We start from the raw sequence: 23,494 nt of genomic DNA on the forward strand, positions 1-23,494 counted from the left end.
AGGGGGAGTAAATTTATATGATCGCCCTGCGCCACTATGCGTTAGGGAATTTCTTATTGTGATCTGTTAGGACCCAAAATGAGCATCGAGTTTGTTCAGTACACTCAGCCCCTTCTCAACTGACCCACATGCAGCCATCGCCCGGAACCGGGTTTCAGCATCAAATTCCGCCAATGCCTGAGTCGACAACTCCTCAATAAGCTTGTTGACGCTAATCTTACGATGGCTGGCAAGGGCTTTGAGACGTGAGTGCTTATCGTCAGGGATGCGTATCGTTAGCGTTGCCATATTAGCTACCTCTCAATATTTGGTCCGGCGTTAAGATTGCAAGCTGTGGGAATGTCAGTTGTGCGTTGCGGAAGTCACGAACATTGTTGGTAATAATCACTTCGGCATTTCCTGCGATCGCAAATTCAAGAACAAGGTTGTCGGAATACAGGAAAATCTATGGGTGCGATCGCACCTCTCATCCCTCCTACAGAAACACACCTGGATCAACCTTAAACTTCTCACCCAAAGCTCGGGCCATCGCCTTAGAAATCCCTCGCTTACCATTGAAAACCTCAGAAACAACCCCTCGACTGCCGATAACTCCTACAAAGTCAGCCTGTCTCAAGCTGTTGGTCTGGGCCAACTCCAGCAAAAAATCTAGAGGCTGAGCCTTCATCTCATCAGAAAAAGCATAGTGCTCCTCCTCAAAGCGCTCAATCAGTTGAGTCAGCAATTCCACCAAATCTTCCTCAGCCTGAGTCAAATCATCCCGATGAGCCAGTTCTGCAACAGTAGCCAAAGCATCCTCATTATCTTGCTCAGAGCGAATCGGAGTAGGACGATAATGCCCTAGCAAACACTCATAGGAGTTTCGGTCAATAGTAGGGGTCACGCTTCCAGTCATCCTTGTCATACTCCTTATGCGTGAGAACGTACTTGATAAAGATGCGTTGTCTCATGTAATCGATATCAACAATCAAACGGTACTGATTCCCTTTGATATTGAAAACAGTGAAGTTGCCAACAACATCAGCCGAACGAAAAGTCTCCCGGACCTCACTTAGATTTTGCCACCTTGCCTTCTTAGCCAGTCGGTACCAAACATCAAGCGCTTCTGCAGCAGATCGATGCCGATTTACGAACTCTAATAGTCGGCTTCGGCTAATTACCCTCATAGGCAAATGCTCTCTTTTTGAGAGCTACTTGTCAATCATAGCAAATCCGGCTTCATGAGCTGAGGCTAGCCAGCTAATAAGTCTCGACTGATCCATGTACAGCTATCACTCCGAACCGAGCTGCACAGTATCAAATTTTGTGTTCGCTTTAGTCGAAGGCTTTTTGAAGTCACCAAGGAGCTAGAGCATTCAGATCACCTCTAGGAGAATGCTTCAGTCAGCTTCGTCTACAATTGAGGCGCCGCTCTCTCTGTATGGGATTTGTAGGTTTTATCCCATGCCCGGATAGTGACTGATTGCTGTTTTTATTTGATTTGGCAAGATGTAAGAGTGACTGTAAGTAACGACGATAAGCCCCCATGAACTACAAGGACATCATTACAATTGAACCTGGGAAGCGTGGCGGCAAACCCTGCGTCCGTGGCTTACGAATTACAGTTTATGAAGTACTTGAGTACCTCGCGTCTGAAATGAGCGAAGCAGAAATTCTTGATGACTTTCCTGATCTAACACGAGCAGACTTAAAAGCTTGTATCGCTTACGCTGCTGATCGTGAGCGTCGGTTCATGACCGCTCCGCTATCGGCATGAAGCTGCTGTTTGATGAAAACTTATCACCTAGACTGCCAGACCGCTTGAGCGATCTTTTCCCAAATTCTCTACCTGTTCGAGACGTAGGTATGAAATCAACAACGGATTCAGTCGTTTGGGAACGCAAAAGAGAATGATTTTATGATTGCCTCAAAAGACGCGGATATGCACGACCTAAGCTTAGTCTCCGGGAATCCGTCAAAAGTTATTTGGCTCCGCCTCGGCTGAATGGATAATTTGAGCAAATCTTTCTCAGCCTCGGTTCATGTTTCCTGATCAGATAGTTCTGATGCGATCGCAAGTACTGTTTCAATATCCTGGCTGGTTGTCTATTCCTGATACGGGCTAACATATTAGCCAAGTAGAAGTAGGAACCCACATGGTTCAAACATCAGCGAAGCCAATCACATTAGATGCCTTCTTGGGCTTGCCGGAGACCAAACCAGCCAGTGAGTACATCGACGGCCACATTATTCAGAAGCCCATGCCGCAGGGAAAGCGCAGTAGACTGCAGGATAAATTTGTCAAGGTGATCAATTCGGCTGTTGAATCTGAACAGGTGGCCTGCGCCTTTCCAGAACTTCGCTGCACCTTTGATGGTGCCTCTATCGTGCCAGACATCGCCGTTTTTACTTGGTCACGCATTCCCACAGACGAGAATGGAGAAATTGCTAATGTGTTTCTCCTCGCGCCAGATTGGACCATTGAAATCCTGTCACCCGGCCAGCGTCCAACGAAAGTGACTAAAAATATTCTTCGCTGTCTCAGGAATGGAACTCAGATGGGATGGCTGATTGACCCTGAAGATAGAGCGGTCTTTGTCTATCAGCCTAGCCAGGAGATTGAAATCTTAGATGAGCCGGAGACAGTGTTACCGATGCCGAAGTTTCTAGAACAGCTAACCTACCGGGTTTCAGACTTGTTCGGACTACTGGTTTTGTAGGATATGCAAATCGTCTAAACAGGTTGCTGTAAGCAATTGAGCGAGGGTCACGATAGCCTGTCTCAGTCCATTGCAAGCAGGACAAACCGGGATCGCTCCAGAAGGGTTAGCAGCAATTCGCTCGATCTATATCGAACACAATCAAAGGTCATGATCAATCGACAAATGTATGTTCTTGCGGTGCAAGACTTGCAGTTATCATCTGACTATTATCGCGATGTCCTGGGATTCACAATTCGCGAAATTGGCGATGATGGCTGGCGAGTATTCGAGCGAGAAGGTTGCCAAATAATGGCGGGTCACTGCCCCAATTCAACACCCGCAGCCGAACTGGGCGATCACTCCTACTTCGCATATCTGATGGTTGATAACGCTGAAGTCTACTATCTTGAATTCAATGATAAAAACGTAGACGTAATCAAACATTTGAATGATGAGCCGTGGGGCATGCGTGAATTTGCCATCCGAACGATCGACGGCCACCGAATAATGATTGGCCAGGAGTTATAACAAGCAAACTCATAGAATGCCCCTGAGTCGGAGAAGTTCTCTCTTCCTCAGGGGCACCCGCAGTGGAGTAGAGGTAATCTAGAGACCGCCAGCCGCTCTCAGACCCAAAATCATGCCCACGCCGAGCAGATGACCAAAGCATGTAGTAGCCAAAAATTCAGGCCATCCAAATCCCTTGAGAATATCTGGAACAGGGGGTCCGGGTAGCTCTGGGCCTACGCCTTGGTTCTGGATTGCGTAGCGGCCAATTGCGATCGCAAGTAAATTGCACACTATCATCAGCACCCCAGTATTGAAAGTCCAGTGATACTCGGGGAAAGTTGTCAGCAATATAAGATTCATAAAAAAGGGTTCTCCTAAACAGCGAGATAACTGTAATCGGTAGAATAACTGTCAGGATTATAAAAATTGGCCTGCACCAAACCGACGTTTTGTTTGAAGAGTTAACATTCAGTCCATGACTCGACCCGCCGACATCCGCCACTGGCCCCCATCTCTACGGGTCAAAATCTGTGGGATTACCAAGATAGATCAAGGGGTTGCGATCGCACAGTTAGGGGCCCATGCCTTAGGATTCATCTGCGTCCCTCAATCGCCACGATTCATTACAGCAGACCAGATCTACAAGATCACCCATCAGCTCCCAGAGACATCGACAGAGGGTCTACCACTAGCCCGGATTGGCGTTTTTGCCGATGCAACAGCAGCCACCATCGAAGAGACCGTTGAGCGAGGCCAACTAACCGGCGTGCAGCTCCACGGCAGCGAATCTCTAACCCTTTGCCAGCAGCTGCGAGCAGCCCTACCCCAAGTGGAATTGATCAAAGCCTTCAGAATTAAGACCGCAGACACACTCAAGCAAACAGAACCATATCAACAAACAGTCGATAGCCTACTGTTAGACGCCTATACATCCCAAGCCCTCGGCGGCACTGGAGAAACCTGGGACTGGTCAATCGTAAGCGACTTTTCACCCCAGTGCCCTTGGTTTTTAGCCGGTGGACTTACACCCGACAACGTAGCGCAGGCGCTGAGTCAGACCCATCCTTCCGGAATTGACCTCTCCAGTGGCCTAGAGAAGTCCCCCGGAGATAAAGACTTATCACGGGTTGAACGATTGTTTAAGCAGCCTAGCCTACGCCATGATGGCTTCTAGCAATCTCGCAGAACCGCTCTAGATCACCACGAATATTGGCCTCCACCATCTGTCCCAAGAACAAATTATCCATCAGTGCCAAAATACCAGGGGCCTGATAGGCAATCGACATCTTAACGATGCAGCAGCCCTTTTCCTTACGGTCATAGAACCGGATGGCCCCGCGATTGGGCAACCCATCCACCGACTCCCACTGAATAATCTGCCCCGGAATTTTCTTAAACGTGCGCGCCTGCCAAGCAAACTCAAAAGTACCGCTCGCCAGCTTCCAGCGAGAGATTTCAGGATCTACATCAGAGAGAGTCACCGACTCGATCCAGTTCATCCACTGGGGCATCTTCTCAATATCAGCCCACAGAGCCCAGGCCGCCTCCGCAGAGATAGGAGCCTCCACCTGTTCACTATGCTCTAACCAATCTGACATGGCGTCGCCTCAGCCTGAATCTGTGACACATTTTCCAAAATAGCCTGAGCCGCCTGATGACCAGACAGCGTCGCTCCTTCCATACTGTCGATGTAGTCTTGCTTTGTGTAGCTACCCGCTAGAAAGAAATTGGGGATAGGTGTTTTCTGGTCAGGGCGATAGGGGTCCATCCCTGGCGCTTCACGGTAGAGCGACTGAGCCAGCTTCACAACGCTGTACCAAGTCATATTCAGCTCGCGCGCCGAGGGGAACAGCTCCTGCACTTGCTTGAGAACGTGGTGAGCAATTTCTTCATTGCTCTGTTTAATAAACGGGTCACCCGGAGTCAAAACCAGCTGCATCAGCGAGCCTTCCCCTTCTTTGTAGTAATCTTTAGGGCTAGTGAGGGCCAAGTCAGCAAAACAAGAGAAATCTGCATCTGCGGTGTACAGCAGATTGTCTAGCCCCGCCGCCCGACTCAACTGCTTGCGAGCCTCCGGGTCTTGGAGTTCCGTTACCCAGCCGTCAAATCGTAGCTGCACCGTGGCAACTGGCACTGCATCCAGCTTGAAAATATTATCGAATTCAGGCCATCGTCGCCAGTCCTCTGGCAATAGCTTCTGCACCCCTGGTACATCACAGGCACAAACATAAGCATCGGCCTTAACCTCTTCTTCCCCCTCAGCAGTCGCGACTCGCAGCCCCGTCACCCTCGTCTGCTCGCGATCATCGAACAAAATCTCTAGGGTACGGCGGCGGGTGTAAATTTTACCCCCTCGGCTTTCGAGGTAATCGACAATCGGCTTGTGCAGACGCTCATGGGGCGAGCCCGACAGCATTCGCAGGACCGATGCCTCAGTGCGTGCCGCAAACAGCTGAAAAATCGTCAGCATGCAGCGAGCTGACATATTTTCACAGTCAATAAATCCCAAGGCGTAGGCAATCGGGTTCCACATGCGCTTAATGCTGCCGTTGCTGCCGCCATGACTGCGAAACCAATCGGCAAAGCTAACGCGATCGAGTGCCCGAATCGTCTTCATTGCACCATCAAAATCGACTAGACCTCTGACAACAGGACTAGTACCGAGTGCAAGCGCGTTCTGAGCTTTGTCTCGCAGCGAGAGCTGAGACGTGGTAAAAAATGCTTTCAGGCCATTAAACGGGGCACCCGTAATAAAGCGGAAATCCAAAGCGCCCAGCTTCCCACCTTCATTAACAAAGGTATGGGTATGCTCCTTGAGCAGCAGCTCATCCAAGGCACCTACCTTCGCCATCAGAGCAAACAGATTGTAATAGCAGCCAAAGAAAACGTGCAGTCCCATCTCGATATGATTACCGTCTTTATCGAGCCAGCTGCTGACTTTGCCACCCACAAAAGGACGGGCTTCAAAAATTTCGACATCGTGCCCCGCATCCACCAAATCTATGGCGGTGACCATCCCGGCTAGACCTGCGCCCACGATCGCAATTCGCATACTCTATGTCTCTATCATTTTTCTTTACATATTGTAATAGCCCAGGGCGTAGCGCTGACAACTTTTGCCCCAGCCTCGTGACTAAGATCCTAGGACAAAATCTGGGGCATCAGCTGCAGAGTGCCAAGATCGAAGTCTTTTGTAGAGAGAAAGCGCACCTCGAACAACGCTACCAAATCATTGAGAGTGGGTTGGCCCCGAGATTTGCCGGTACCTCCTTGAGCAATAACGAACCCACACCAGCCCTTCGTTTTTTTACAGCGCTGGTTCCATTTCCGTTTCGCGCGCTGATGCACTGGATCCCCGTTGGAATATTCGCCGAATAGCTGCAGTTGCTGGTCTGCCGTTTTGATAAGGCCTAGATCAAAGCCTTGATTGTCGAAGGGACTTTCACCGGGGTTAAAACCCAGTCCAGCAATCCCGCCGCCCGCTTTGAGGGTCTTAATCATTGCTTTTGCTTTGGGGCGAGAGGTCTGCACCATCATCATAGGCAGACCATCCCCTGCCACCGTTACCTTACCTGGCTGGTAGTGCAGCGCAGACAGTCGCAGAATTTCAACAATCTCCCAGGGGATCATCCCTAGACTGAAGAACGCTTTTTCAGGAATCAAGTCCTGACGCAAGATGGGACTCTCAGAGAGGGAGTCAGTTATCTCTTCAGCGCTAAATCCTGAGGCCCACAGTTCTGAGGCTAACTGCGGTCGCGTTTTCACCCGCACAGAATAGGAGATGGATTCAGCACCGTCTATCTGTGGACTACGAATTTTATAGCGACCGCTGACCTCAGGGAATTGATCGGGTTCTAGCTTGTGACCATGACGCTGCCAGAATCGATGGAAGGCGTCCAAGGCCACGGTCAAAGAGAGGACTTCTTCTTCATCTAAGAACGCTCGCATCCCTTCCAGAGGATGAATACTGCCAAAGATAGGTTCAAATCCGTCTTGCTCTAGGTTGCCGGTCAAGGTTTCAGACGAACTAGCATCCTCCACATCAAAATTGAGAAACAGGCAGTCTTGGTGTAGAAAGATAGCCTCAATCTCATCGGGGGAAACGGCGGTCATCATCTGTTGCCGAAACTGGCGGAGTGATGCCTCTGTCCGATAAAACAACAGACCATACTCAGCCTCTAACAGCCCCATGATTGAGACATACAGCGTTCTCAGATCGCCATGATCAAGCGAGATCTCCAGTATTTGGTGATCAGCCAGTTGCGTCCACGGCGCATCGCTCCAAACAGTAGCAGCAGCCCGCAGCAGCGGTTCACCATAGGAGGACGGCAGTGGCGGTGGCGCCACGGACATCATGGTCTGCAGTTCCTGACAAATATCATCGATCAGAGGCAGCTTCGGCGCATAGTTCACCTGGATATTGAGATCCTGTAAGGCTCCGCGCAGATAGAATTGAATTTCGCGATCGCAAACCAACACCGCGCAGGGGCGAGCCGGTTGAGCCGGTCCTTGGGGAGATTCCATCGCCATGATTAGGGTTCGCACCAGCGCCTCCAAACCATTCGCTGCCGGAACCAGGTCCATGGCGCGGACAACATGGGTCGGATCAGCCCAAACAACCCAGTCACTCGTTCCTAACTCACCAGCACCCAGTAAACTCCCTGGCAACGGACGCCGATCTCCCTCCCAAACATCCGTTGTTTGCTGTAGCTTATTGAGGCGACGCACAGTGGCGGGGTTTAAAACAGTCATAGACGCAGTATTAGAGTTCAGACAGGCTCCTCTAACAATGTCGAACCAAACGGGGGAGCTGTCCCCATACTCAATAAATCTTTGAGCATGGAGTTTACGGTTGCCAGAGGCCCTAAGCCTGCTTTCCGTCGATATAGCGATATTTGATAGATTAGGTGGGTATCATAGAGATTAGTGCCAGTCGTAGCAAAGCAAGGCGAAGTAGCGTGGTAGACGTCAATGAGCAAAAAATACTCCAGCTTGCAAAACAAGGAAACCTGCAAGCAGTGGCGGTCGTACTCAACCGTCATCTCATTGCGGAAGGCGTGCACATTAAAGTCAAAGCCAACAACCGCTCTCTTCAGATCTTACTGAAAGCTCCTGAAGGCACAAATCAGTCAACAGTCCTAAAGATCCTGCAGCAGCAAATGGTCAATCTGCAGACCCACGCCTTTGACATCGTCAAGATTTACACGCCTTTGCCAGGGACGCAAACGGCTAATTTAGTTCACAGTTTTGAACTGACGGCTCCACAGAGCAATACGGCTTCGCAAAATAGCAGTGCCCCGGTACCAGCGGCTCAACATCCTCCAGGTTCAAAGACGCAAGCAAACGGGGAGAGGGTTTCTGTCGCCGACTTCCTCGCTCGGGTGACGAATTTAGACGATATCAAGGCGTTGAAGAGTCATCCGTTCTTCACGGGGCAGTGTCCGCAGTGCGGCGCAGCATATGAATATGACGAGCTACCGGTTTATTGGGACTGTCGTCGTTGCAGCTGGCGAGACGACCTGAGTGGAATGATGTCACAGGTCACAGACCTGAAGCCCAAAACGATAGTCGCAGAGATGAAGCGTCTCGGGAACTATTTGATGGAGGCTGGGTTGCTAACCGAATCGCAGATCAACGTTGCCCTGGCCGACCAGGAAATTACGGGAATGCGCCTGGGTGAAGCCCTGGTCAGACGAGGCTGGGTTAAAGAAGAAACGATTGAGTATCTGATGAAGAAGGTGATCATACCTGAGCGTCAACATACAACTGAAGCAGACTTAGAAGTGAGCCGCAATTTAGTTCAGGCACTCCTTAAACAGCAGCCCGATGCGGTAGCCGCGTCGCAAATTTCAGCAGATGTGCCGTCAAGTGGCCAGTCCCCCTTATCTAACAGGCCACCTTCGGCAGTGCCTAATGAGCGCGCGACTCTGGTACTGCCAGATTTAGATATCAGCGAACATCTTGAAGACCACCTATCCTAGTAGGCGGCCTTCCTCACATGATGGGATGGTTTGTTTAGCTAACGACGCAACCTCGTCTAGTTCTGGGCAACCTGGGGTAGCCCCATGCTGTAGTTGCGGACTCGGCTACTGAGGTTGTAGCCAATCACGCCTTTCTGCAGCAAAGATCGGACAAAATGTTCGAGGTCTGAACCAATACGACGCAGATTATAGTCAGTCAAATCTTCACCACCGTAAGATTCCACTAGCTCATCAAACTTGTCGTAGACCCGACGCAGGGCGTCTTCGTTCCACTCCAGCTCGTTATCAGGATCGACATCTAGCGTCAGCACCGTATCGCTGGGCTTGAGCTGATTGTCTTCAACCTCAGCAGTGAAGATATGAATATGGCGAGTTGTGGATTTTATGAGCATGGTCATCTACGATGGCAACTCTCACTATTGTATGCACGGGTCGCCTCAATCGCGCTACCCATAAAGCTGTTTAAGAGTCTGAGAGTCTGGTGCGGGTGTTCACGATTACAGTCTCCAACGAGAACGTTAATCAGCAACCTTAAACACCTTAGGCATTTGGCCAGAGGCAAGACGGTCCCAATAGTTTTTCAAATCGCTCGCGACCTCATTGGAAAGGAAGTAGCACCCCAGTAGGTTCGGGAAGGCCATGCCCAAAAACAGTAAGTCCGTGAAATCAATGACGACGGAGAGGCTCAACCAACTCCCGAGGAATGTGCAGATGATGTAAATAACTTTGAAAATGATGGCACTCCGTTCACCAAATAGATAAGTCCAAGCTTGGATTCCGTAGTAGCTCCAGGTGACAATCGTAGAAAAGGCAAATAAACAAACAGCAATACTTAACAAAATAGGGAACCAGCCCGCGACGGTGGCGAAGGCATTGGCAGTAATTTCAACACCTTCCAGGTCTGTCTGTTCGTAGGCCTTTGAAACAATAATTACCAATGCAGTCATATTACAGATTACGACCGTATCAATGAAGGGCTCTAGTAAGGAGACCAGGCCCTCACGAATCGGCTCATGTGTACGGGCAGCAGAATGCACAATGGATGCGGAACCAACCCCAGCTTCGTTTGAGAAGCTGCTGCGTTTAATGCCTTGGACCATGACACCAATAATGCCACCCACGGCTGCGGTAGGGGCAAAGGCACCTTGAAAGATAAGGCCAATAGCTGCGGGCAACTCTGAGAGACTGCCCGACAATATGACAAGACAACTGCAGACGTAAATGATCGCCATCCCAGGAACCAGCTTTCCCGCTACAGCGCCGATACGTTTAATGCCGCCAAGAATGACGAGCGCGGCCAAGGCGGAAACGATCAGACCGAACAACCAAGCCGGAAAGGTCGGCACCACGTTTTTAACGGCAGCGTAAGCCTGATTAGACTGAAACAGGTTTCCGCCGCCAATGCTGCCGCCTAAGCATAGAATGCAGAATAAAATCGCGAGTCCCTGACCAACAGGACGTAAACCTCGCTGCGCTAGTCCAGCATTTAGGTAGTAGGCAGGACCACCTAGGACCGTGCCATCAGGGGCGACACGGCGATATTTGACACCCAAGGTGCATTCTACAAACTTGCTGGTCATGCCGAGCAAACCGGCAATCGTCATCCAGACCATCGCACCGGGGCCACCAATGCTGATCGCAACAGCGACTCCAGCAATGTTGCCCAAACCTACGGTACCGGAGAGCGCCGTAGATAAAGCTTGAAAGTGGGTGACTTCGCCCTGATCGTGGATATCATCATATTGACCGCGCACGACATCAATGGCGTGCTTAAAGCCTCGAATATTGATAAAACCCATGCGCAGCGTGAAAAAGAAGGCGGCGACAAACAGCCACAGCACAATAAAGGGAAAGCCGTTCTCACCCCCAATAGAGAAGAAGAAGAAGCCACCTAGGACATCATTAATAGGTTGAATAACTTTATCAATACCTGTTAGCTCATCTTCTTGGGCCATCACTCTAGCGGCCGGGATCAGAACCATTAACGTGATGAGGAGCAGGTAGACCCATCGAGTTCTGGTTCCGCCGAGGAATGAGCGAAGCCAAGTTCGGGTCGGATGGCTCCTTTGTCGCTCTTTGGCATTCAACCTATTTTTTTCAGTCATAATTTTTTATAGTTAGACCTCAGCTCAGCCTCTCAGTGCCTTAAGTGCAGCTTACTAGCGCTGTTGGCATAAGAGCTTAGCATCTTCCTTGTGATCTAACCTACTTTTGTATGTTAAGCAGCGGAGACTTGTGATATGTCCATAGAAACGCGATGACATTTCTAATTTTGGTCAGTGGGCTGGCACTATTTTTGGCTTGGAATCTGGGCGCAAATGATGTGGCAAATGCGATGGGCACATCGGTGGGATCTAAGGCGCTCACGCTTCGTCAGGCGATCGTGTTAGCAGGCGTTCTAGAATTTTCAGGGGCGGTTCTGTTTGGTCGGCAGGTGATCGCAACTTTAATGCGGGGCGTTGTGGATTTAGAGCTGTTTCGCCCCCAGCCTCAACTTTTACTACTAGGAATGGTGTCCGTGCTGCTCACCTGTGGCCTGTGGCTGCAGGTTGCAACTTGGCAGGGGTGGCCGGTGGCCTCTTCCCATGCAACGGTGGGGGCAATCGCAGGCATGAGCTGCACGGCCTTCGGGATTCGGACGGTTCACTGGTCCGTGATTGGCCTCATTTCTCTCACCTGGATTCTGACGCCACTGCTCAGTGGGCTAATGGCGGCGCTATTCTATAGCGTGGTGAAACGCAACCTTTTAGAGCATCCCCACAGGCTAGAGGAATGGTTGCCCTGGCTCAGCGTGGTGGCGTGGCTGATCGTCGGTGCCGTCGTGCTGCCCCAATTCTCTGCGTTGACCCAAGGGGTTCCGGGCGGGACGCTCACGGTGGCGCTGGTGGGGGCGGTCATATTTACGCTCTACCAATGGTCCAGGGTTGATCAAGATCCAGAGGCGGCGGTTGAACCCCGGATGGGCACGTTTCAGGTTCTCAGTGCCTGTATGGTTGCTTTTGCTCACGGCTCTAATGATGTGGGGAATGCTGTGGCTCCGTTGGTTGCGATCGCAACCCTCTACACCACCGGCAGCATCCCCTCCGGCGACCTATCTGCCCCGCTCTGGATTCTTATACTGGGGGGCATTGGCATCACCGCCGGTCTCGCCATTTCAGGTCGCAAAGTCATCTCAACCGTTGGCGAGCAGATCATTCCTCTACAGACCAGTAGTGGCTTCAGTGCAGAACTCGCCACCGCCACCACCGTGTTGCTGTCTTCTCGCTTTGGCCTACCAGTCTCCACCACCCATGCCCTGATCGGAGGCGTCGTCGGGATTGGTCTGGTTCAAGACTGGCGGACCATTCAACTCACAACGCTCCGCCAGATTGCCTTAGCATGGCTGATCACCATCCCCATCTCGATCTCGCTATCTGCCCTCATCTTCTTAGGGCTGCAGCGGCTACCACTCTAGACGGTGGAGAAGCCGAATTTAAAGCACGACCTTAATTGCCTCTTGTGCTTCACAGCGCAGCTTCGCTGAAATTCGGAATAGCTCTCGCCCTGTATTTAAGTAGTGATCGTCATAGCAAAGCGTGAAGCGCTCCAGCTCTTCAACCCCGTCTTCAAGATGACTCAAACAGTAGTAAAGATGCGCCGCAATCCCTGCCATATTGGCAGGGTTGGGCATCGACCGAAAAGAGGTTTGTGCAGACTCTAGCGTCACGCGGCAATTATCAAGGTAAGTCTGAAAATCTTCCATGAGCTGATCGTCAAAAGGATCGGCAGCCAGCTGAGCAATTTCTGGCTTAAGCTGACTGATCACCTGAGCCAGCTCACGATTAACAGGGCCATAAACCCGCTGCAGCCAATCCTGCAGATGAGAATCAGTATCCCGCGAGACCTGTGAGGGGCGATGCGGCTGCGCCGTCCGAGCCTGAGGACCACTCTGCCCCCGCCGTACTTGGTCATAGTTTTGCCGCCGTCGGCGATCGCTCAAAACCTCATAGGCCGCATTCACCTGAGCAATGCGATCATGATCGGCCATCTTGCTGTGACTATCAGGATGGAAGCGCTTCGCCAACTGACGATAGGCGCGCTTTACCTCCTCCTGGGTCGCAGTCGACTTAACGCCTAGCACTCGATAGGGATCAACATTCTCCATGATGCACTCATAACAGCTTTAACAAATCCAGCGATGAAAAGGTCTTTAATATACTCGATCCCTGTTCCTCTATCACTCAGCGCTAGCACCGGCTTCCTATACTTTTTGGGTGCTGCCTGTCCGGTCTTTGCAGACATCTTTAGCACACGATTCGAGCACAGCGGGCTGTTGCATAACTTTACTAAGTTTTATAATGTTGCATAACTAGCTATCAAATGGAAGCGAGTGGCAGGCTCTATAGTTATTCACTTCTGGGACATTAGAACCCTCAAACATCTTTAAGAGCCTGCTTTGTTTTATGGGGAGGCCAAAGCCCCTAGAATAGAACCGTCTTTCCACTTCAACCTGTCGCATTAACAAGCAGCCGTGAAATTATTCGTTTACCACACTCCTGAACTTCTTCCTCAACAAGGTCGCCCTCAATGTGCGATCGCAATTGACGTTCTCCGCGCCAGTACGACAATTACAACGGCCCTTAACTCTGGGGCAGAAGCGATTCAAGTCTTTAGCGACATCGACGAACTTTTTGCCGCCAGCGAGGAATTCCCAGAAGAGAAACGCCTGCGGGCGGGAGAACGGGGTGGCAAAAAGGTTGCTAAGTGCGACTTGGGCAACTCTCCCCTCGACTGCACCCCTGAAAAGGTAGAAGGCAAACGCTTATTTCTGAGCACCACCAACGGCACGCGATGCCTAGAAAGCGTTCAGCAAGTATCCACCGTACTGGTAGCGGCACTCATCAATCGTCAGGCAGTGGTGGATTATCTGCTCAAGAAAAAGCCAGGGAAAGTATGGTTAGTCGGCTCCGGTTGGCAGGGGGAATATTCTCTAGAAGATACGATTTGTGCAGGAGCGGTTGCCGATGGCGTTCTAGAGCAGTCGAAAAGTACGCTTAGCAAAATATCCGGTAATGATGAACTCATTGCAGCGGTGGCCCTTTATCGCCAGTGGAAAGGGCAGCTTCAGGAGGTGATGGCTCTCTCTAGTCATGGACAGCGCCTTAATCGTCTTCGGGGCCAGAAAGACATCGCCTACTGCTGTGAGATAGATACGGTCAATGTGCTGCCGGTGCAGAAACAGCCTGGTTTGCTAGTTGTCCGTCAGCCTGGATTTTTTGAAAAGCTATTTTCAGGTGGCTTATTTGGGGGCGGTAAGAAAGAGCCTAAAGCGAAGGCGCTCAAAAACGCTGCAGTTAAAGACGCTGCAGTTAAGGACGAGCCAAAGGCACTGCCCTCAGCCAAAGACAAGCAGGCAAGGCCAGAGAAGAACCGTAAGCAAAAAGGGAAATCCACTGCGCCCGCAACCAGCCCACAGCCCGCAGCTGAGGCAAAATCTAAAGCTGGCGGAAGAAAGGCGCTGAAATCAGCAGGCAGTCCACCGCAATCTGTGACGAAGACGGACAATGGCAAAGTAGATAAGGCAAAGATAGAACGAGCAAAAATAGCGGAACAGGCAAAGCCAGCAGAAGCCTCAAAGAGCAAGGCAAATGCGGCTGCCGCCGCCAAGGCAAAACAAGCCGAAGCAAAGCTAAAGGCAGAAGCGGAGAAAGCAAAAGCTGAAAAGGCCAAGGCGGACAAAGCCAAGGCTGAAGCAGAAAAAGCAAAAGCGGAGGCAAAGGCAAAGGCTGAAGCGGAAAAAGCTAAGGCTGAGAGAGCCAAGGCAGACAAAGCTAAGGCTGAAGCGGAAAAGGCAAAAGCGGAGGCCACAATAGCACCGAAGAAGGCAGAGTCAGCTCCCGCAGCAAAAGCGGAGCCCGCCAAAGCCAAAGCAGCTAAGACAGAATCCGTTAAGGCCGCGATGAAGACTGAAGAGAAAACAGCGGAGCCGATGAAGTCAGCGGAAAGCAAGCCCTCCAGCAGCATCGCGACAGCTAGCTCGTCAACTCCAACAACCTCAGAGAAGCAGCCTGCCACCTCTAACGTAAAAGCCGAGTCTGGTGCGGCCAAGCCTGGCTCTACGGAGCAGTCGGTCAAGCCAGCAATGACGGCCACAGCTCAAAGCAGCGATGCCAAGCCCGCAGTAACCAAGTCAGCAGAGGAAAAAGCGAGCGCGCCGTCGGCTAAGCCAGAGGCGAAGAAAGCAGGGAAGGAGTCCTTCAAGCTCCCTACTCTCAAGGGCTTTACAGACCGATTAGGTCGGCTCGGGAAGTAATGGTGAGCAATTCAGGCATCTCAGTCCAGGTCAACGGGGCAGCGCATACCTGCCCTGCCTGTACACTGTTGCCGGAACTGCTGGTGCAGCTCCATCTCAATCCCCGACTGATTGCGATTGAATACAATGGCGAAATTCTGCACCGACAATTTTGGGAGAAGACGCCCATCAATGAGGGGGATCGCCTAGAGATCGTCACGATTGTGGGAGGGGGGTAGCCTATACGGTGATCCCACCCGTGCTTGGGATGAATCGATCCCGGCAAGAGCGTTACACTGATTTCCAGATGGGTTATCCTGTTTGCGATCGCAAAGTCTCAGGTATCCGTACCAACATCGCTGTTCACGTCAGCTCCAATGAGCACCATGAATAAGAAATTTTCTTCAATCCTTAGAATCTTCTCCCGTGGCGTCTTTGCCGCACTTTTAATCGGAACGCTAGTGGTCAGCACTGCAGATAGTGCCTTGGCCGCTCGCACCGGAGGCCGCATGGGGGGCGGTAGTTTCCGGCGCTCGGTACCGTCCCGCAGCTATCGCGCTCCGGCCCGCAGAAGTCCCGGTGGCGGCTACGGCGGTGGATATTCCCGTGGCTATGGTCGCGGGGGTGGGCTTGGCTTTCCGTTTCTGATTCCATTTTTCGGCATCGGTGGCGGGTTTGGAAGTTTGTTCTCGGTTTTAATCGTCATTGCGATCGCAAACTTCTTAATCAACAGTTTCCGCAACATTGGTGGCGGCGGGTCGGACGGCTACAGCAGCCCGCAGAGCGTTACCAACCCTCCCGTTACCATCAGCCAAGTGCAGGTGGGCCTACTTGCAGAAGCCCGTGGTCTGCAGCCAGAACTCGACCGGATCGCGCAATCAGCCAACACTGGTTCTAGTGCCGGTCTCGCAAAACTTCTGCAGGAAACGACCTTAGCCTTACTGCGGAACCCAGAGTACTGGGCCTACGCCACTGCTGAATCTGATCAAACTCGCTTAGCCACTGCAGAAGCCGCCTTCAACAACTTGGCGTTGACGGAGCGCAGTAAGTTTCAAGCCGAGACGCTATCGAACGTCAGATCTGAGCTACAGCAAAAGGAACAGACTGACGCTCTGGTTAAATCTGAGTCCAATGCCCCCAGCGAGTACATTGTGGTTACGCTGCTCGTTGCTTCTCAGGGTAAGCTGACACTACCGCAACTCAAATCAGAAGCCGATCTACGTCAGGCATTGAATAAACTGGGAGCCGTTTCCAGCGAGGAACTCATTGCTCTAGAAGCCCTCTGGACACCCCAGGCATCAGGAGACACGCTCACTTCAGATGATTTAGTCTCTGCTTACCCAGACTTAAAACTGCTGTAGGGCAAACCGTTTTGAACCCATCGCCCAGATTTTAACAATCTGGGCTTTTTTATGGCCCCACAACGCGAATAGAACTATGACTGCATCACCACAAAAACGAATCGTCGTTGTCGGCGCGGGTTGGGCCGGACTCGGCGCAGCCTATCACCTGACTCAGCAAGGCTATGACGTGACGCTTTTAGAAGCTGGAGAACATCCCGGTGGACTGGTGGCAGGCTGGGAGACAGCAGGGGGTCGAGCCGTCGAAGCAGGCATCCACGGATTTTGGTACCCCTATAAAAATATCTTTGGCCTAGTGGATCACTTAGGACTGCGGCCCTTCACCCCCTGGACCCAATCCTCGCAATATTCCCCCGAGGGGCTGGAGGCAGTGTCTCCTATTTTTCAGGACCAGCCTCGGTTACCAATGCCGCTGGGAACCTTTGCCTACCCCAAGTTTCCGCGCTTGCCTCTGGTGGATAGGCTATCGGCTTTTCCGCTCATTCATGCAGTGGTTGACTTCGACAATTCCGATGAGGCTTGGCGACGCTATGACGGCATGACGGCCCGTGAGCTGTTTAAGCAATATGGGGTTTCCGCCAGACTCTACAAGGATGCCTTTGAGGCGATGTTGCTGGTGGGTCTATTTGCCCCCGGCGAGCAGTGTTCGGCAGCGGCAGCGCTGGGAATGCTCTACTACTTTATCTTGGCCCACCAGCCTGATTTTGACGTGGTCTGGTGTCGCGGCACGGTGGGGGAAATGATCTTTCGGCCCTGGTGCGATCGCATCTCCAAAGCGGGTGGCAAAATTCTCACCCAGCGTCGGGTCACGGACCTTCGACTAGATGAATCCGGTCAGCCAAATGCTGTCATCTGTGGCGATGAAGTCTTTGAAGCCGACGCCGTAATCTTCTCCGTCGGCATCTCTGGGATGCAAAGTATCGTACGCGGAAGTTCAGCGCTGCAGCAGCAGGCCAAGTTCCGGGACGTGATGAATCTGGGATCCGTAGATGTCTTAGCAACGCGACTGTGGTTTGATCGTCGCGTGCGCGTGCCGCAGCCTTCAAATGCTGGATTTGGGTTCCATGCAACGACGGGCTGGACGTTCTTCGATCTGAATGTACTGCACGATGCCTATCGAGATGAAGCAGGGTCAGTAATTGAGGTAGATTTCTATCACGCTAATCAATTTTTAGCGATGAGCGATGATGCAATCGTAGAGATGGTGCAAAAGGATCTGACTACCTGCGTTCCGGGATTTGGCGCAGCGAAGGTGATTGATCACAGCGTCATTCGACTGCCCCGAGCGGTGACCCATTTTGCCCCCGGCAGCTATCAATATTTGCTCCCGGCTCAAACAGAGTTTAATAACGTATATCTTAGCGGCGACTGGATCGTGAATCGGCACGGGTCTTGGTCGCAGGAAAAAGCCTATGTGACGGGGCTTGAGGCGGCTAATTTGATTTGCGATCGCTTTGGGCAGGGCCAAAAAGCTGAGATTATCCCAGTGGAAGCCGATGAGCCACATATTCAGTTTGCGCGATCCATCAACAAAACGATTCGTGGTTTTCAAAAAGTGCTCACACCTAATTTCTGGTTACCTTAGAGCCGACTCAACAGGGGGCAATGGGTTGTAGACTTTAGAGACTATAGCCTGTCGCCGCAAGTGCCTACCCTATTTCGTGCTGGCCCCTATCGTTTCTTCTGTTATGCTGGCGATCGTGATGAACCGCCCCACGTTCACGTAGAACGCGACGATAACGAAATCAAGTTTTGGCTGAAGCCAATCCGCCTGCAAAAGAACAAAGGTTTCAACACTATAGAAATCAATCGAATTCAGAAATTAGTTGAAGAAAATCAAAGGCAACTTCTGGAGGCATGGAATGACTTCTTTGATATTGGAGACACTTGATATCCCAGAGGCACAACAAGTTACCATCACGGATGACTCTTTGACGGTTGATTTGGCAGATGGTCGCACTATTTCTGTACCCCTCGCCTGGTATCCCCGACTATTAAAAGGTTCATCAGACGAACGTAATAACTGGCGACTGACGGGTAGTCGGGAAGGGATTCACTGGCCTGACCTCGACGAAGATGTCAGCGTCAAAAATATTCTTTTGGGACAGCCTTCGGGCGAAAGTCAAAAATCACTTCAACGGTGGCTAGAATCACGCAAAAGGCGAATTTCTCAAAACCATTGAAAAGGATTCATAGGTCAGCCAAAGTCTAAACAGCGAAAGCTACGGCGGTGAATCTTGTGTACCCTCTCAATCTTTAGCCAACAAGCCAAGACAGAAACCTCCACAACGACTCCTGGAAACATCAGAGTTGTCCTGGAGGGCCAAAGTTCAGTCTAATTGCTAGCGCTTAGCAGGCTGATAGAAAACTTTGCTTCCCTGATCAGAAACATAGAAGCAAGTACGGCAAGAGTTCCAGAACGTCTTCCAGATTGGTTCTTTGGCAACTCGATAGTGCTCACCCAACACAGGCTTAATCGCCTCCGTCGCCTCTAGCAGATGATAGTGAGGGATGCTGAGAAAAACGTGATGAGCTACATGAGTACCGATGTTGTGATGAATCGGATTGAAGAAGCCATAATCTTGGTCAATAGTGGACAGGGCACCCTTCAAAAAGTACCAGTCATTACCGCGATACCAAGGCATATCTTCAACCGTGTGGTGCAGATAAGTCACCAGATCGAGCCAGACCACAAACACCAGATAGGGCATCACATAATAGGTCAGCAGCCAGACAAGTCCAAACTTAATGCCCAAGCCAACCAAGAGAGTCACCATCAACCCCCAACAGACCGTACTGGTGATCACATCCCACTTTTCGCTGGGGCGGAACAAGTCACTACTAGGCAGAAAGTGAGAACCTGTTTTACCCGGTGACCGGCGAAATAGATAGATGGGATAAGCCAGCAGGAAAAGATAAAAACGAATAAACTTACCCGCCCCAGACATTTCGTCATACTGGCTCTCTAAAGTCGGGTGCCAGCTTTCATCGGTATCAACATTGCCTGTATTTGCGTGGTGGGTACGATGGCTAATGCGCCAGCCGTGGAACGGGACCAAGATCGGCGTATGGCTGAGGTGACCGACCAGATCGTTCAACCATCGGTATTTTGAGAACGAGCGGTGACCACAATCGTGCCCCACGACAAAAAGTGCCCAGAACATAGTGCCCTGCATAAACCAAAATAGCGGGAAAAACCAAGCGCTATTGAGGGTTGCAGCCAGCCAATACAAGAAAGTGATAATTCCGATATCTAAAAAAAAGTAGGCTAGAGATCGCCCAGCATTTGATTCAAAGCAGTGTTCAGGAATCGCACTGCGGACATCCTGTAGCGTGAAGGGCAAGATCTCCCGTTCCAGAACAGGCTTTGAAGTTAGGTTTGAAGTCACGTTGTTGAAGTTAATGAATGAGGTATGAGAGGGTCTTTGATTGGCCTACGGCCATCGCGGAGCAGTTCACAACTTCAGTGCGGACTCCGAACAGACCAACTGCAATTGTAGAGCTTAACGTTACTTTATGAATAATTGATACAGTAATTCAGGTCACCTCATTCATCAAATTTTGAATTATGATGGGCGTTTTCCGGGACTTTCAGAGCTTGAGCAAGTATTTTTACTTGACGTCTGGGACACGAGGGCAAGCGTACATCAATCACATTTGCACATCTCTTTTTGTTGTTGCCTGGGAGTCCGTCGCGAAATGTCCTCATTCTTTACCTATCCCGATAGCGTTAAGGGCAAGCAGGTTGATACCTATCACGGTGTAGCCGTTGCAGACCCATACCGATGGCTCGAAGATCCAGAGCAAGCACACAAGTGGATTGCAGCTCAGAATAAAGTCACCTTTGACTATCTCGAGACGCTGTCAGCCCGCGACACCATTCAGGCAAGACTGACAGAGCTTTGGAACTACGAGCGCTATGGGATGCCGTTTAAGCGGGGCGACCGCTATTTCTTTCGCAAAAACGACGGCCTCCAAAATCAAAGCATTCTCTATACACAGTCATCCCTAGAGGCTGAAGCCCAAGTCTTGCTCGATCCCAATGCTCTTTCCACCGATGGTACAGTGGCGCTGATGAATACTGCCGTCAGTGAGAATGGTCAATATCTCACCTATGGTTTATCGACAGCGGGGTCAGACTGGATGGAATTTCGGGTTCGTGATGTTGCGACGGGGGAAGACCTTTCGGATCATCTCCAGTGGGTCAAGTTCTCGGGGGCATCCTGGACTCACGACCATCAGGGCTTCTTCTATAGTCGCTATGCGAAACCAGAAAATGAGTTTGAGCAGGTCAATCACTACCAAAAGCTTTACTACCATCGCCTTGGCACTCCCCAATCGGAAGATCGATTGATCTATGAGCGAACCGATCAAAAAGAATGGGGCTTCAACGGCAGCGTCACCGAGGATGGGCGCTATCTGCTGATTTATGTCTGGCGCGGGACCGATCCTAAGAACCTGCTGTTCTACCAAGATTTGCAGCAGCCCGATGCCCCAATTGTGGAGTTACTCGATGAGTTTGAAGCTGATTACAGCGTTATTGGGTGTGACGGCAGCACTTTCTGGATCCAGACGGATCTGAAAGCCCCTCGGGGACGAGTGATGGCCGTTGACATGAACCGTCCAGAAAAAGAGCACTGGCAAGAGATCATTCCTGAGACGGCAGATACGCTGCAGAGCGTTAGCCTTATCAATGATCAGTTCATTGCCAACTATCTCCAGGATGCCCACACGATCATCAAGATCATGGCGCTGGACGGTAGCTCTAGCCAGGACTTCGAGCTACCAGGGATTGGCTCTGTTAGCGGATTCGGTGGTAAACGTGCAGATGCGGAAACGTTTTACGCGTTCACAAGTTTCACAACGCCTACTACGATCTATCGCTGTGACTTAACAACTGGCATTAGCCAAGTTTTCCGGCAGCCGCAGGTGGATTTTGATCCGAATGATTATGAAACACGACAGGTGTTCTACCCCAGTAAGGATGGCACACAGATTCCGATGTTTATTGTGCATCGAAAGGGCATTGAACTAAACGGGCAAAATCCAACACTACTTTATGGGTACGGCGGTTTTAATGTTTCGATTACACCCAGCTTTAGCGCTCAGTATTTGCAGTGGATGGAGATTGGAGGGGTATATGCGATCGCAACTCTACGCGGCGGCGGCGAGTACGGCGAAACCTGGCATCAAGCGGGCACCAAACACAATAAGCAAACCGTCTTCGATGACTTCATCGCCGCCGCAGACTGGCTGATCGCCTCGAATTACGCCTCATCAACAAAGCTTGCAATTATGGGCGGCAGCAACGGCGGCCTACTGGTGGGAGCCTGCATGACTCAGCGCCCCGATCTCTTTGCTGCCGCTCTACCCGCAGTCGGCGTCATGGATATGCTGCGCTTCAACAAATTCACTATTGGCTGGGCCTGGGAAGCAGAATATGGTTCTCCAGAAAATGCAGAAGACTTCAAGACGCTCTACGCATACTCGCCTCTACACAATCTAAAAGAAGGAACGGCCTACCCAGCGACCCTAATCACAACGGCGGACCATGACGATCGCGTGGTGCCCGCCCACAGCTTTAAGTTCGCAGCGGCTCTGCAGGCAGCCCATTCAGGTCAGGCTCCCGTGATGATTCGTATTGAGACAAAAGCAGGGCACGGGGCTGGGAAGCCGATCACGAAAATCATTGATGAAGCAGCGGATAAATGGGCATTTTTGACCGAGGTTTTAGACTTTTATCCCAGCGGACTTTCATAACGGGCAAAGCCATCTACTATTTCAAATAGCTGAGTGGATCTAGCCACCGACGGGCAAGCGGTTGAGCATTTCTTTATGGAACTTCCATTGGGGCATAAACTGATCCATGAAGGCCTTAAATCGACTGTTGTGGCTAGCCTCTAGTAAGTGAACCATTTCGTGAATAACAACATACTCTAGACACTCAGGGGGCTTCTTAACCAGCTCTAAATTAAAGCGAATGGTCCTTAGCGTTGGCGTGCAGCTTCCCCACTTCGTTTTCATTTTTCTGATCTTGAAGTCTGCGACTTTCACCCCCATACGCGGCTCCCATCGGGCAATCAGGGGAGGAATGGCATTTTCGAGCTGTTGACGGTAGGTACTCTCTACAATCGCACGCTTCTCAAGGACATCACTCCCAGGACGGACCTGCAACAGCATTTGATCGTGGGTGAAGCTCAGGTGGGGAGTGGCGTCTTTTTCGACAATCTCTAGCAGATAATGCCGACCCCACAGGTAGTGACTTTCTTGGTTAAGGTATTCGCGGGGTGCTTCACGATGCTGCGCACGGATTCTTTGCTGTTGTTTTTTAATCCAGCCCATTTTAGAGAGCGCAAACTCATGAATCGCCTCTGTTTTCATACGGAAGGGAGCTGAAATCCGCACGTTACCTGCAGGAGGATGAACGCTGAGATTGACATTCTTGATATTCTTTTTGACCACACTGATGGGAATCTCACCCAGGTAGATGGTCTGCTGATTACCCATACCGATAGACCTACCCATATTCGGATTGCTGTCCACATAGCAGCCAAAGAAGAGTGATCATACTTTCTATCAATATCAAAACGGAGAGGGGGGGATTCGAACCCCCGTTAGGTGTGACCCTAAAGTAGTTTTCGAGACTACCGCATTCAACCACTCTGCCACCTCTCCCGGTGGGGTCTCACC

Annotated in this window: 25 protein-coding genes, 1 tRNA gene and 1 pseudogene; 14 read left to right on the plus strand and 13 right to left on the minus strand. The window is 51.0% G+C overall.

The annotated features are described in order from the left end of the window. Nucleotides 1-66 precede the first annotated feature (66 nt). The 3 genes from C1752_RS00685 to C1752_RS00695 all read right to left on the minus strand — a co-directional run bounded on the left by C1752_RS00685 (nucleotide 67) and on the right by C1752_RS00695 (nucleotide 1,166). The gene (locus C1752_RS00685; RefSeq protein ID WP_110984127.1) at nucleotides 67-288 is read right to left on the minus strand and encodes a toxin-antitoxin system HicB family antitoxin; all 222 of its coding nucleotides are present in this window, start codon (nucleotides 286-288) and stop codon (nucleotides 67-69) included. A gap of 187 nt (nucleotides 289-475) precedes the next feature. Continuing rightward, nucleotides 476-895: a helix-turn-helix domain-containing protein gene (locus tag C1752_RS00690; RefSeq protein ID WP_233501301.1), complete on the minus strand. Its 420-nt coding sequence runs from the start codon at nucleotides 893-895 to the stop codon at nucleotides 476-478. Then, a complete protein-coding gene (locus C1752_RS00695; RefSeq protein ID WP_110984129.1) occupies nucleotides 867-1,166 on the minus strand; it encodes a type II toxin-antitoxin system HigB family toxin in 300 nt (99 codons plus the stop codon). The genes C1752_RS00690 and C1752_RS00695 overlap by 29 nt, the downstream gene beginning before the upstream one ends. 359 nt (nucleotides 1,167-1,525) lie before the next feature. Here C1752_RS00695 and C1752_RS00700 point away from each other — a divergent pair, with 359 nt between their 5' ends. The 4 genes and pseudogenes from C1752_RS00700 to C1752_RS00715 all read left to right on the plus strand — a co-directional run bounded on the left by C1752_RS00700 (nucleotide 1,526) and on the right by C1752_RS00715 (nucleotide 3,209). After that, nucleotides 1,526-1,756 carry a DUF433 domain-containing protein gene (locus C1752_RS00700; RefSeq protein WP_110984130.1) on the plus strand — a complete coding sequence of 77 codons (231 nt, stop codon included), beginning with the start codon at nucleotides 1,526-1,528 and terminating at the stop codon, nucleotides 1,754-1,756. Further along, a pseudogene (locus C1752_RS30155) lies at nucleotides 1,753-1,984 on the plus strand (DUF5615 family PIN-like protein). The gene C1752_RS00700 and the pseudogene C1752_RS30155 overlap by 4 nt, the downstream one beginning before the upstream one ends. A 151-nt stretch (nucleotides 1,985-2,135) precedes the next feature. After that, nucleotides 2,136-2,699 (plus strand): Uma2 family endonuclease, encoded by a 564-nt coding sequence (locus C1752_RS00710; RefSeq protein ID WP_110984131.1) that lies wholly within the window; start codon nucleotides 2,136-2,138, stop codon nucleotides 2,697-2,699. 150 nt (nucleotides 2,700-2,849) lie between these two features. Continuing rightward, complete coding sequence (locus C1752_RS00715; RefSeq protein ID WP_110984132.1) at nucleotides 2,850-3,209, plus strand: VOC family protein; 360 nt, start codon at nucleotides 2,850-2,852, stop codon at nucleotides 3,207-3,209. 78 nt (nucleotides 3,210-3,287) lie between these two features. On the opposite strand, the gene psaK is transcribed toward C1752_RS00715, so the two are convergent. Next, nucleotides 3,288-3,551, minus strand: a complete 264-nt coding sequence (gene psaK / locus C1752_RS00720) for a photosystem I reaction center subunit PsaK (RefSeq protein ID WP_110984133.1) — start codon at nucleotides 3,549-3,551, stop codon at nucleotides 3,288-3,290. A gap of 115 nt (nucleotides 3,552-3,666) precedes the next feature. On the opposite strand from psaK, the gene C1752_RS00725 reads away from it, so the two are divergent. Continuing rightward, complete coding sequence (locus tag C1752_RS00725) at nucleotides 3,667-4,365, plus strand: phosphoribosylanthranilate isomerase (protein ID WP_110984134.1); 699 nt, start codon at nucleotides 3,667-3,669, stop codon at nucleotides 4,363-4,365. Here the strand turns inward: C1752_RS00725 and C1752_RS00730 are convergent. The 3 genes from C1752_RS00730 to C1752_RS00740 all read right to left on the minus strand — a co-directional run bounded on the left by C1752_RS00730 (nucleotide 4,340) and on the right by C1752_RS00740 (nucleotide 7,943). Beyond that, entirely contained in the window at nucleotides 4,340-4,789 is a 450-nt protein-coding gene (locus C1752_RS00730; protein ID WP_110984135.1) for an SRPBCC family protein, read from the minus strand. The genes C1752_RS00725 and C1752_RS00730 overlap by 26 nt on opposite strands. Next, on the minus strand, nucleotides 4,774-6,243 hold the full coding sequence (gene zds, locus C1752_RS00735; RefSeq protein WP_110984136.1) for a 9,9'-di-cis-zeta-carotene desaturase: 1,470 nt from the start codon (nucleotides 6,241-6,243) through the stop codon (nucleotides 4,774-4,776). The genes C1752_RS00730 and zds overlap by 16 nt, the downstream gene beginning before the upstream one ends. Before the next feature lie 89 nt (nucleotides 6,244-6,332). Next, the gene (locus tag C1752_RS00740) at nucleotides 6,333-7,943 is read right to left on the minus strand and encodes a DUF6930 domain-containing protein (protein ID WP_110984137.1); all 1,611 of its coding nucleotides are present in this window, start codon (nucleotides 7,941-7,943) and stop codon (nucleotides 6,333-6,335) included. Between the two features lie 206 nt (nucleotides 7,944-8,149). Here C1752_RS00740 and C1752_RS00745 point away from each other — a divergent pair, with 206 nt between their 5' ends. Beyond that, a complete protein-coding gene (locus C1752_RS00745; RefSeq protein WP_110984138.1) occupies nucleotides 8,150-9,172 on the plus strand; it encodes a cyclic di-GMP-binding domain-containing protein, MshE-related in 1,023 nt (340 codons plus the stop codon). A 56-nt stretch (nucleotides 9,173-9,228) separates the two neighbouring features. Here C1752_RS00745 and C1752_RS00750 read toward each other — a convergent pair whose 3' ends face one another. Continuing rightward, the gene (locus C1752_RS00750) at nucleotides 9,229-9,564 is read right to left on the minus strand and encodes an NAD(P)H-quinone oxidoreductase subunit M (protein ID WP_110984533.1); all 336 of its coding nucleotides are present in this window, start codon (nucleotides 9,562-9,564) and stop codon (nucleotides 9,229-9,231) included. A 126-nt stretch (nucleotides 9,565-9,690) separates the two neighbouring features. Then, complete coding sequence (locus tag C1752_RS00755) at nucleotides 9,691-11,154, minus strand: alanine/glycine:cation symporter family protein (protein ID WP_110984534.1); 1,464 nt, start codon at nucleotides 11,152-11,154, stop codon at nucleotides 9,691-9,693. Between the two features lie 275 nt (nucleotides 11,155-11,429). On the opposite strand from C1752_RS00755, the gene C1752_RS00760 reads away from it, so the two are divergent. Next, nucleotides 11,430-12,626, plus strand: a complete 1,197-nt coding sequence (locus C1752_RS00760; protein ID WP_110984139.1) for an inorganic phosphate transporter — start codon at nucleotides 11,430-11,432, stop codon at nucleotides 12,624-12,626. A gap of 18 nt (nucleotides 12,627-12,644) precedes the next feature. Here the strand turns inward: C1752_RS00760 and C1752_RS00765 are convergent, their stop codons facing one another. Further along, nucleotides 12,645-13,316, minus strand: a complete 672-nt coding sequence (locus tag C1752_RS00765; protein ID WP_110984140.1) for a J domain-containing protein — start codon at nucleotides 13,314-13,316, stop codon at nucleotides 12,645-12,647. A 366-nt stretch (nucleotides 13,317-13,682) separates the two neighbouring features. On the opposite strand from C1752_RS00765, the gene C1752_RS29815 reads away from it, so the two are divergent. The 6 genes from C1752_RS29815 to C1752_RS00800 all read left to right on the plus strand — a co-directional run bounded on the left by C1752_RS29815 (nucleotide 13,683) and on the right by C1752_RS00800 (nucleotide 18,987). Beyond that, the gene (locus C1752_RS29815) at nucleotides 13,683-15,464 is read left to right on the plus strand and encodes a 2-phosphosulfolactate phosphatase family protein (RefSeq protein WP_199464239.1); all 1,782 of its coding nucleotides are present in this window, start codon (nucleotides 13,683-13,685) and stop codon (nucleotides 15,462-15,464) included. A gap of 2 nt (nucleotides 15,465-15,466) precedes the next feature. Continuing rightward, complete coding sequence (gene thiS, locus C1752_RS00780; protein ID WP_339373354.1) at nucleotides 15,467-15,682, plus strand: sulfur carrier protein ThiS; 216 nt, start codon at nucleotides 15,467-15,469, stop codon at nucleotides 15,680-15,682. Nucleotides 15,683-15,829: 147 nt separating this feature from the next. Then, nucleotides 15,830-16,804, plus strand: coding sequence for a DUF1517 domain-containing protein (locus C1752_RS00785; RefSeq protein ID WP_110984142.1), 975 nt, complete (start codon nucleotides 15,830-15,832; stop codon nucleotides 16,802-16,804). Between the two features lie 76 nt (nucleotides 16,805-16,880). Beyond that, entirely contained in the window at nucleotides 16,881-18,389 is a 1,509-nt protein-coding gene (locus C1752_RS00790) for a hydroxysqualene dehydroxylase (protein ID WP_110984143.1), read from the plus strand. A gap of 60 nt (nucleotides 18,390-18,449) precedes the next feature. Continuing rightward, nucleotides 18,450-18,695 (plus strand): DUF4160 domain-containing protein, encoded by a 246-nt coding sequence (locus C1752_RS00795; protein ID WP_110984144.1) that lies wholly within the window; start codon nucleotides 18,450-18,452, stop codon nucleotides 18,693-18,695. Then, nucleotides 18,667-18,987 (plus strand): DUF2442 domain-containing protein, encoded by a 321-nt coding sequence (locus C1752_RS00800; protein ID WP_110984145.1) that lies wholly within the window; start codon nucleotides 18,667-18,669, stop codon nucleotides 18,985-18,987. The genes C1752_RS00795 and C1752_RS00800 overlap by 29 nt, the downstream gene beginning before the upstream one ends. A 159-nt stretch (nucleotides 18,988-19,146) precedes the next feature. Here the strand turns inward: C1752_RS00800 and C1752_RS00805 are convergent, their stop codons facing one another. Continuing rightward, nucleotides 19,147-20,193 carry a fatty acid desaturase gene (locus tag C1752_RS00805; RefSeq protein ID WP_199464240.1) on the minus strand — a complete coding sequence of 349 codons (1,047 nt, stop codon included), beginning with the start codon at nucleotides 20,191-20,193 and terminating at the stop codon, nucleotides 19,147-19,149. Between the two features lie 310 nt (nucleotides 20,194-20,503). Here C1752_RS00805 and C1752_RS00810 point away from each other — a divergent pair, with 310 nt between their 5' ends. Further along, a complete protein-coding gene (locus C1752_RS00810) occupies nucleotides 20,504-22,564 on the plus strand; it encodes a prolyl oligopeptidase family serine peptidase (RefSeq protein ID WP_110984147.1) in 2,061 nt (686 codons plus the stop codon). 39 nt (nucleotides 22,565-22,603) lie between these two features. Here the strand turns inward: C1752_RS00810 and C1752_RS00815 are convergent, their stop codons facing one another. Together C1752_RS00815 and C1752_RS00820 are read right to left on the minus strand one after the other, a co-directional pair. Further along, nucleotides 22,604-23,311: a M48 family metallopeptidase gene (locus tag C1752_RS00815; protein WP_110984148.1), complete on the minus strand. Its 708-nt coding sequence runs from the start codon at nucleotides 23,309-23,311 to the stop codon at nucleotides 22,604-22,606. 81 nt (nucleotides 23,312-23,392) lie between these two features. Beyond that, nucleotides 23,393-23,479, minus strand: a tRNA-Ser gene (locus tag C1752_RS00820). Between the last annotated feature and the right edge of the window lie 15 nt (nucleotides 23,480-23,494).

This window comes from Acaryochloris thomasi RCC1774, assembly GCF_003231495.1.
Lineage (GTDB): Bacteria > Cyanobacteriota > Cyanobacteriia > Thermosynechococcales > Thermosynechococcaceae > RCC1774.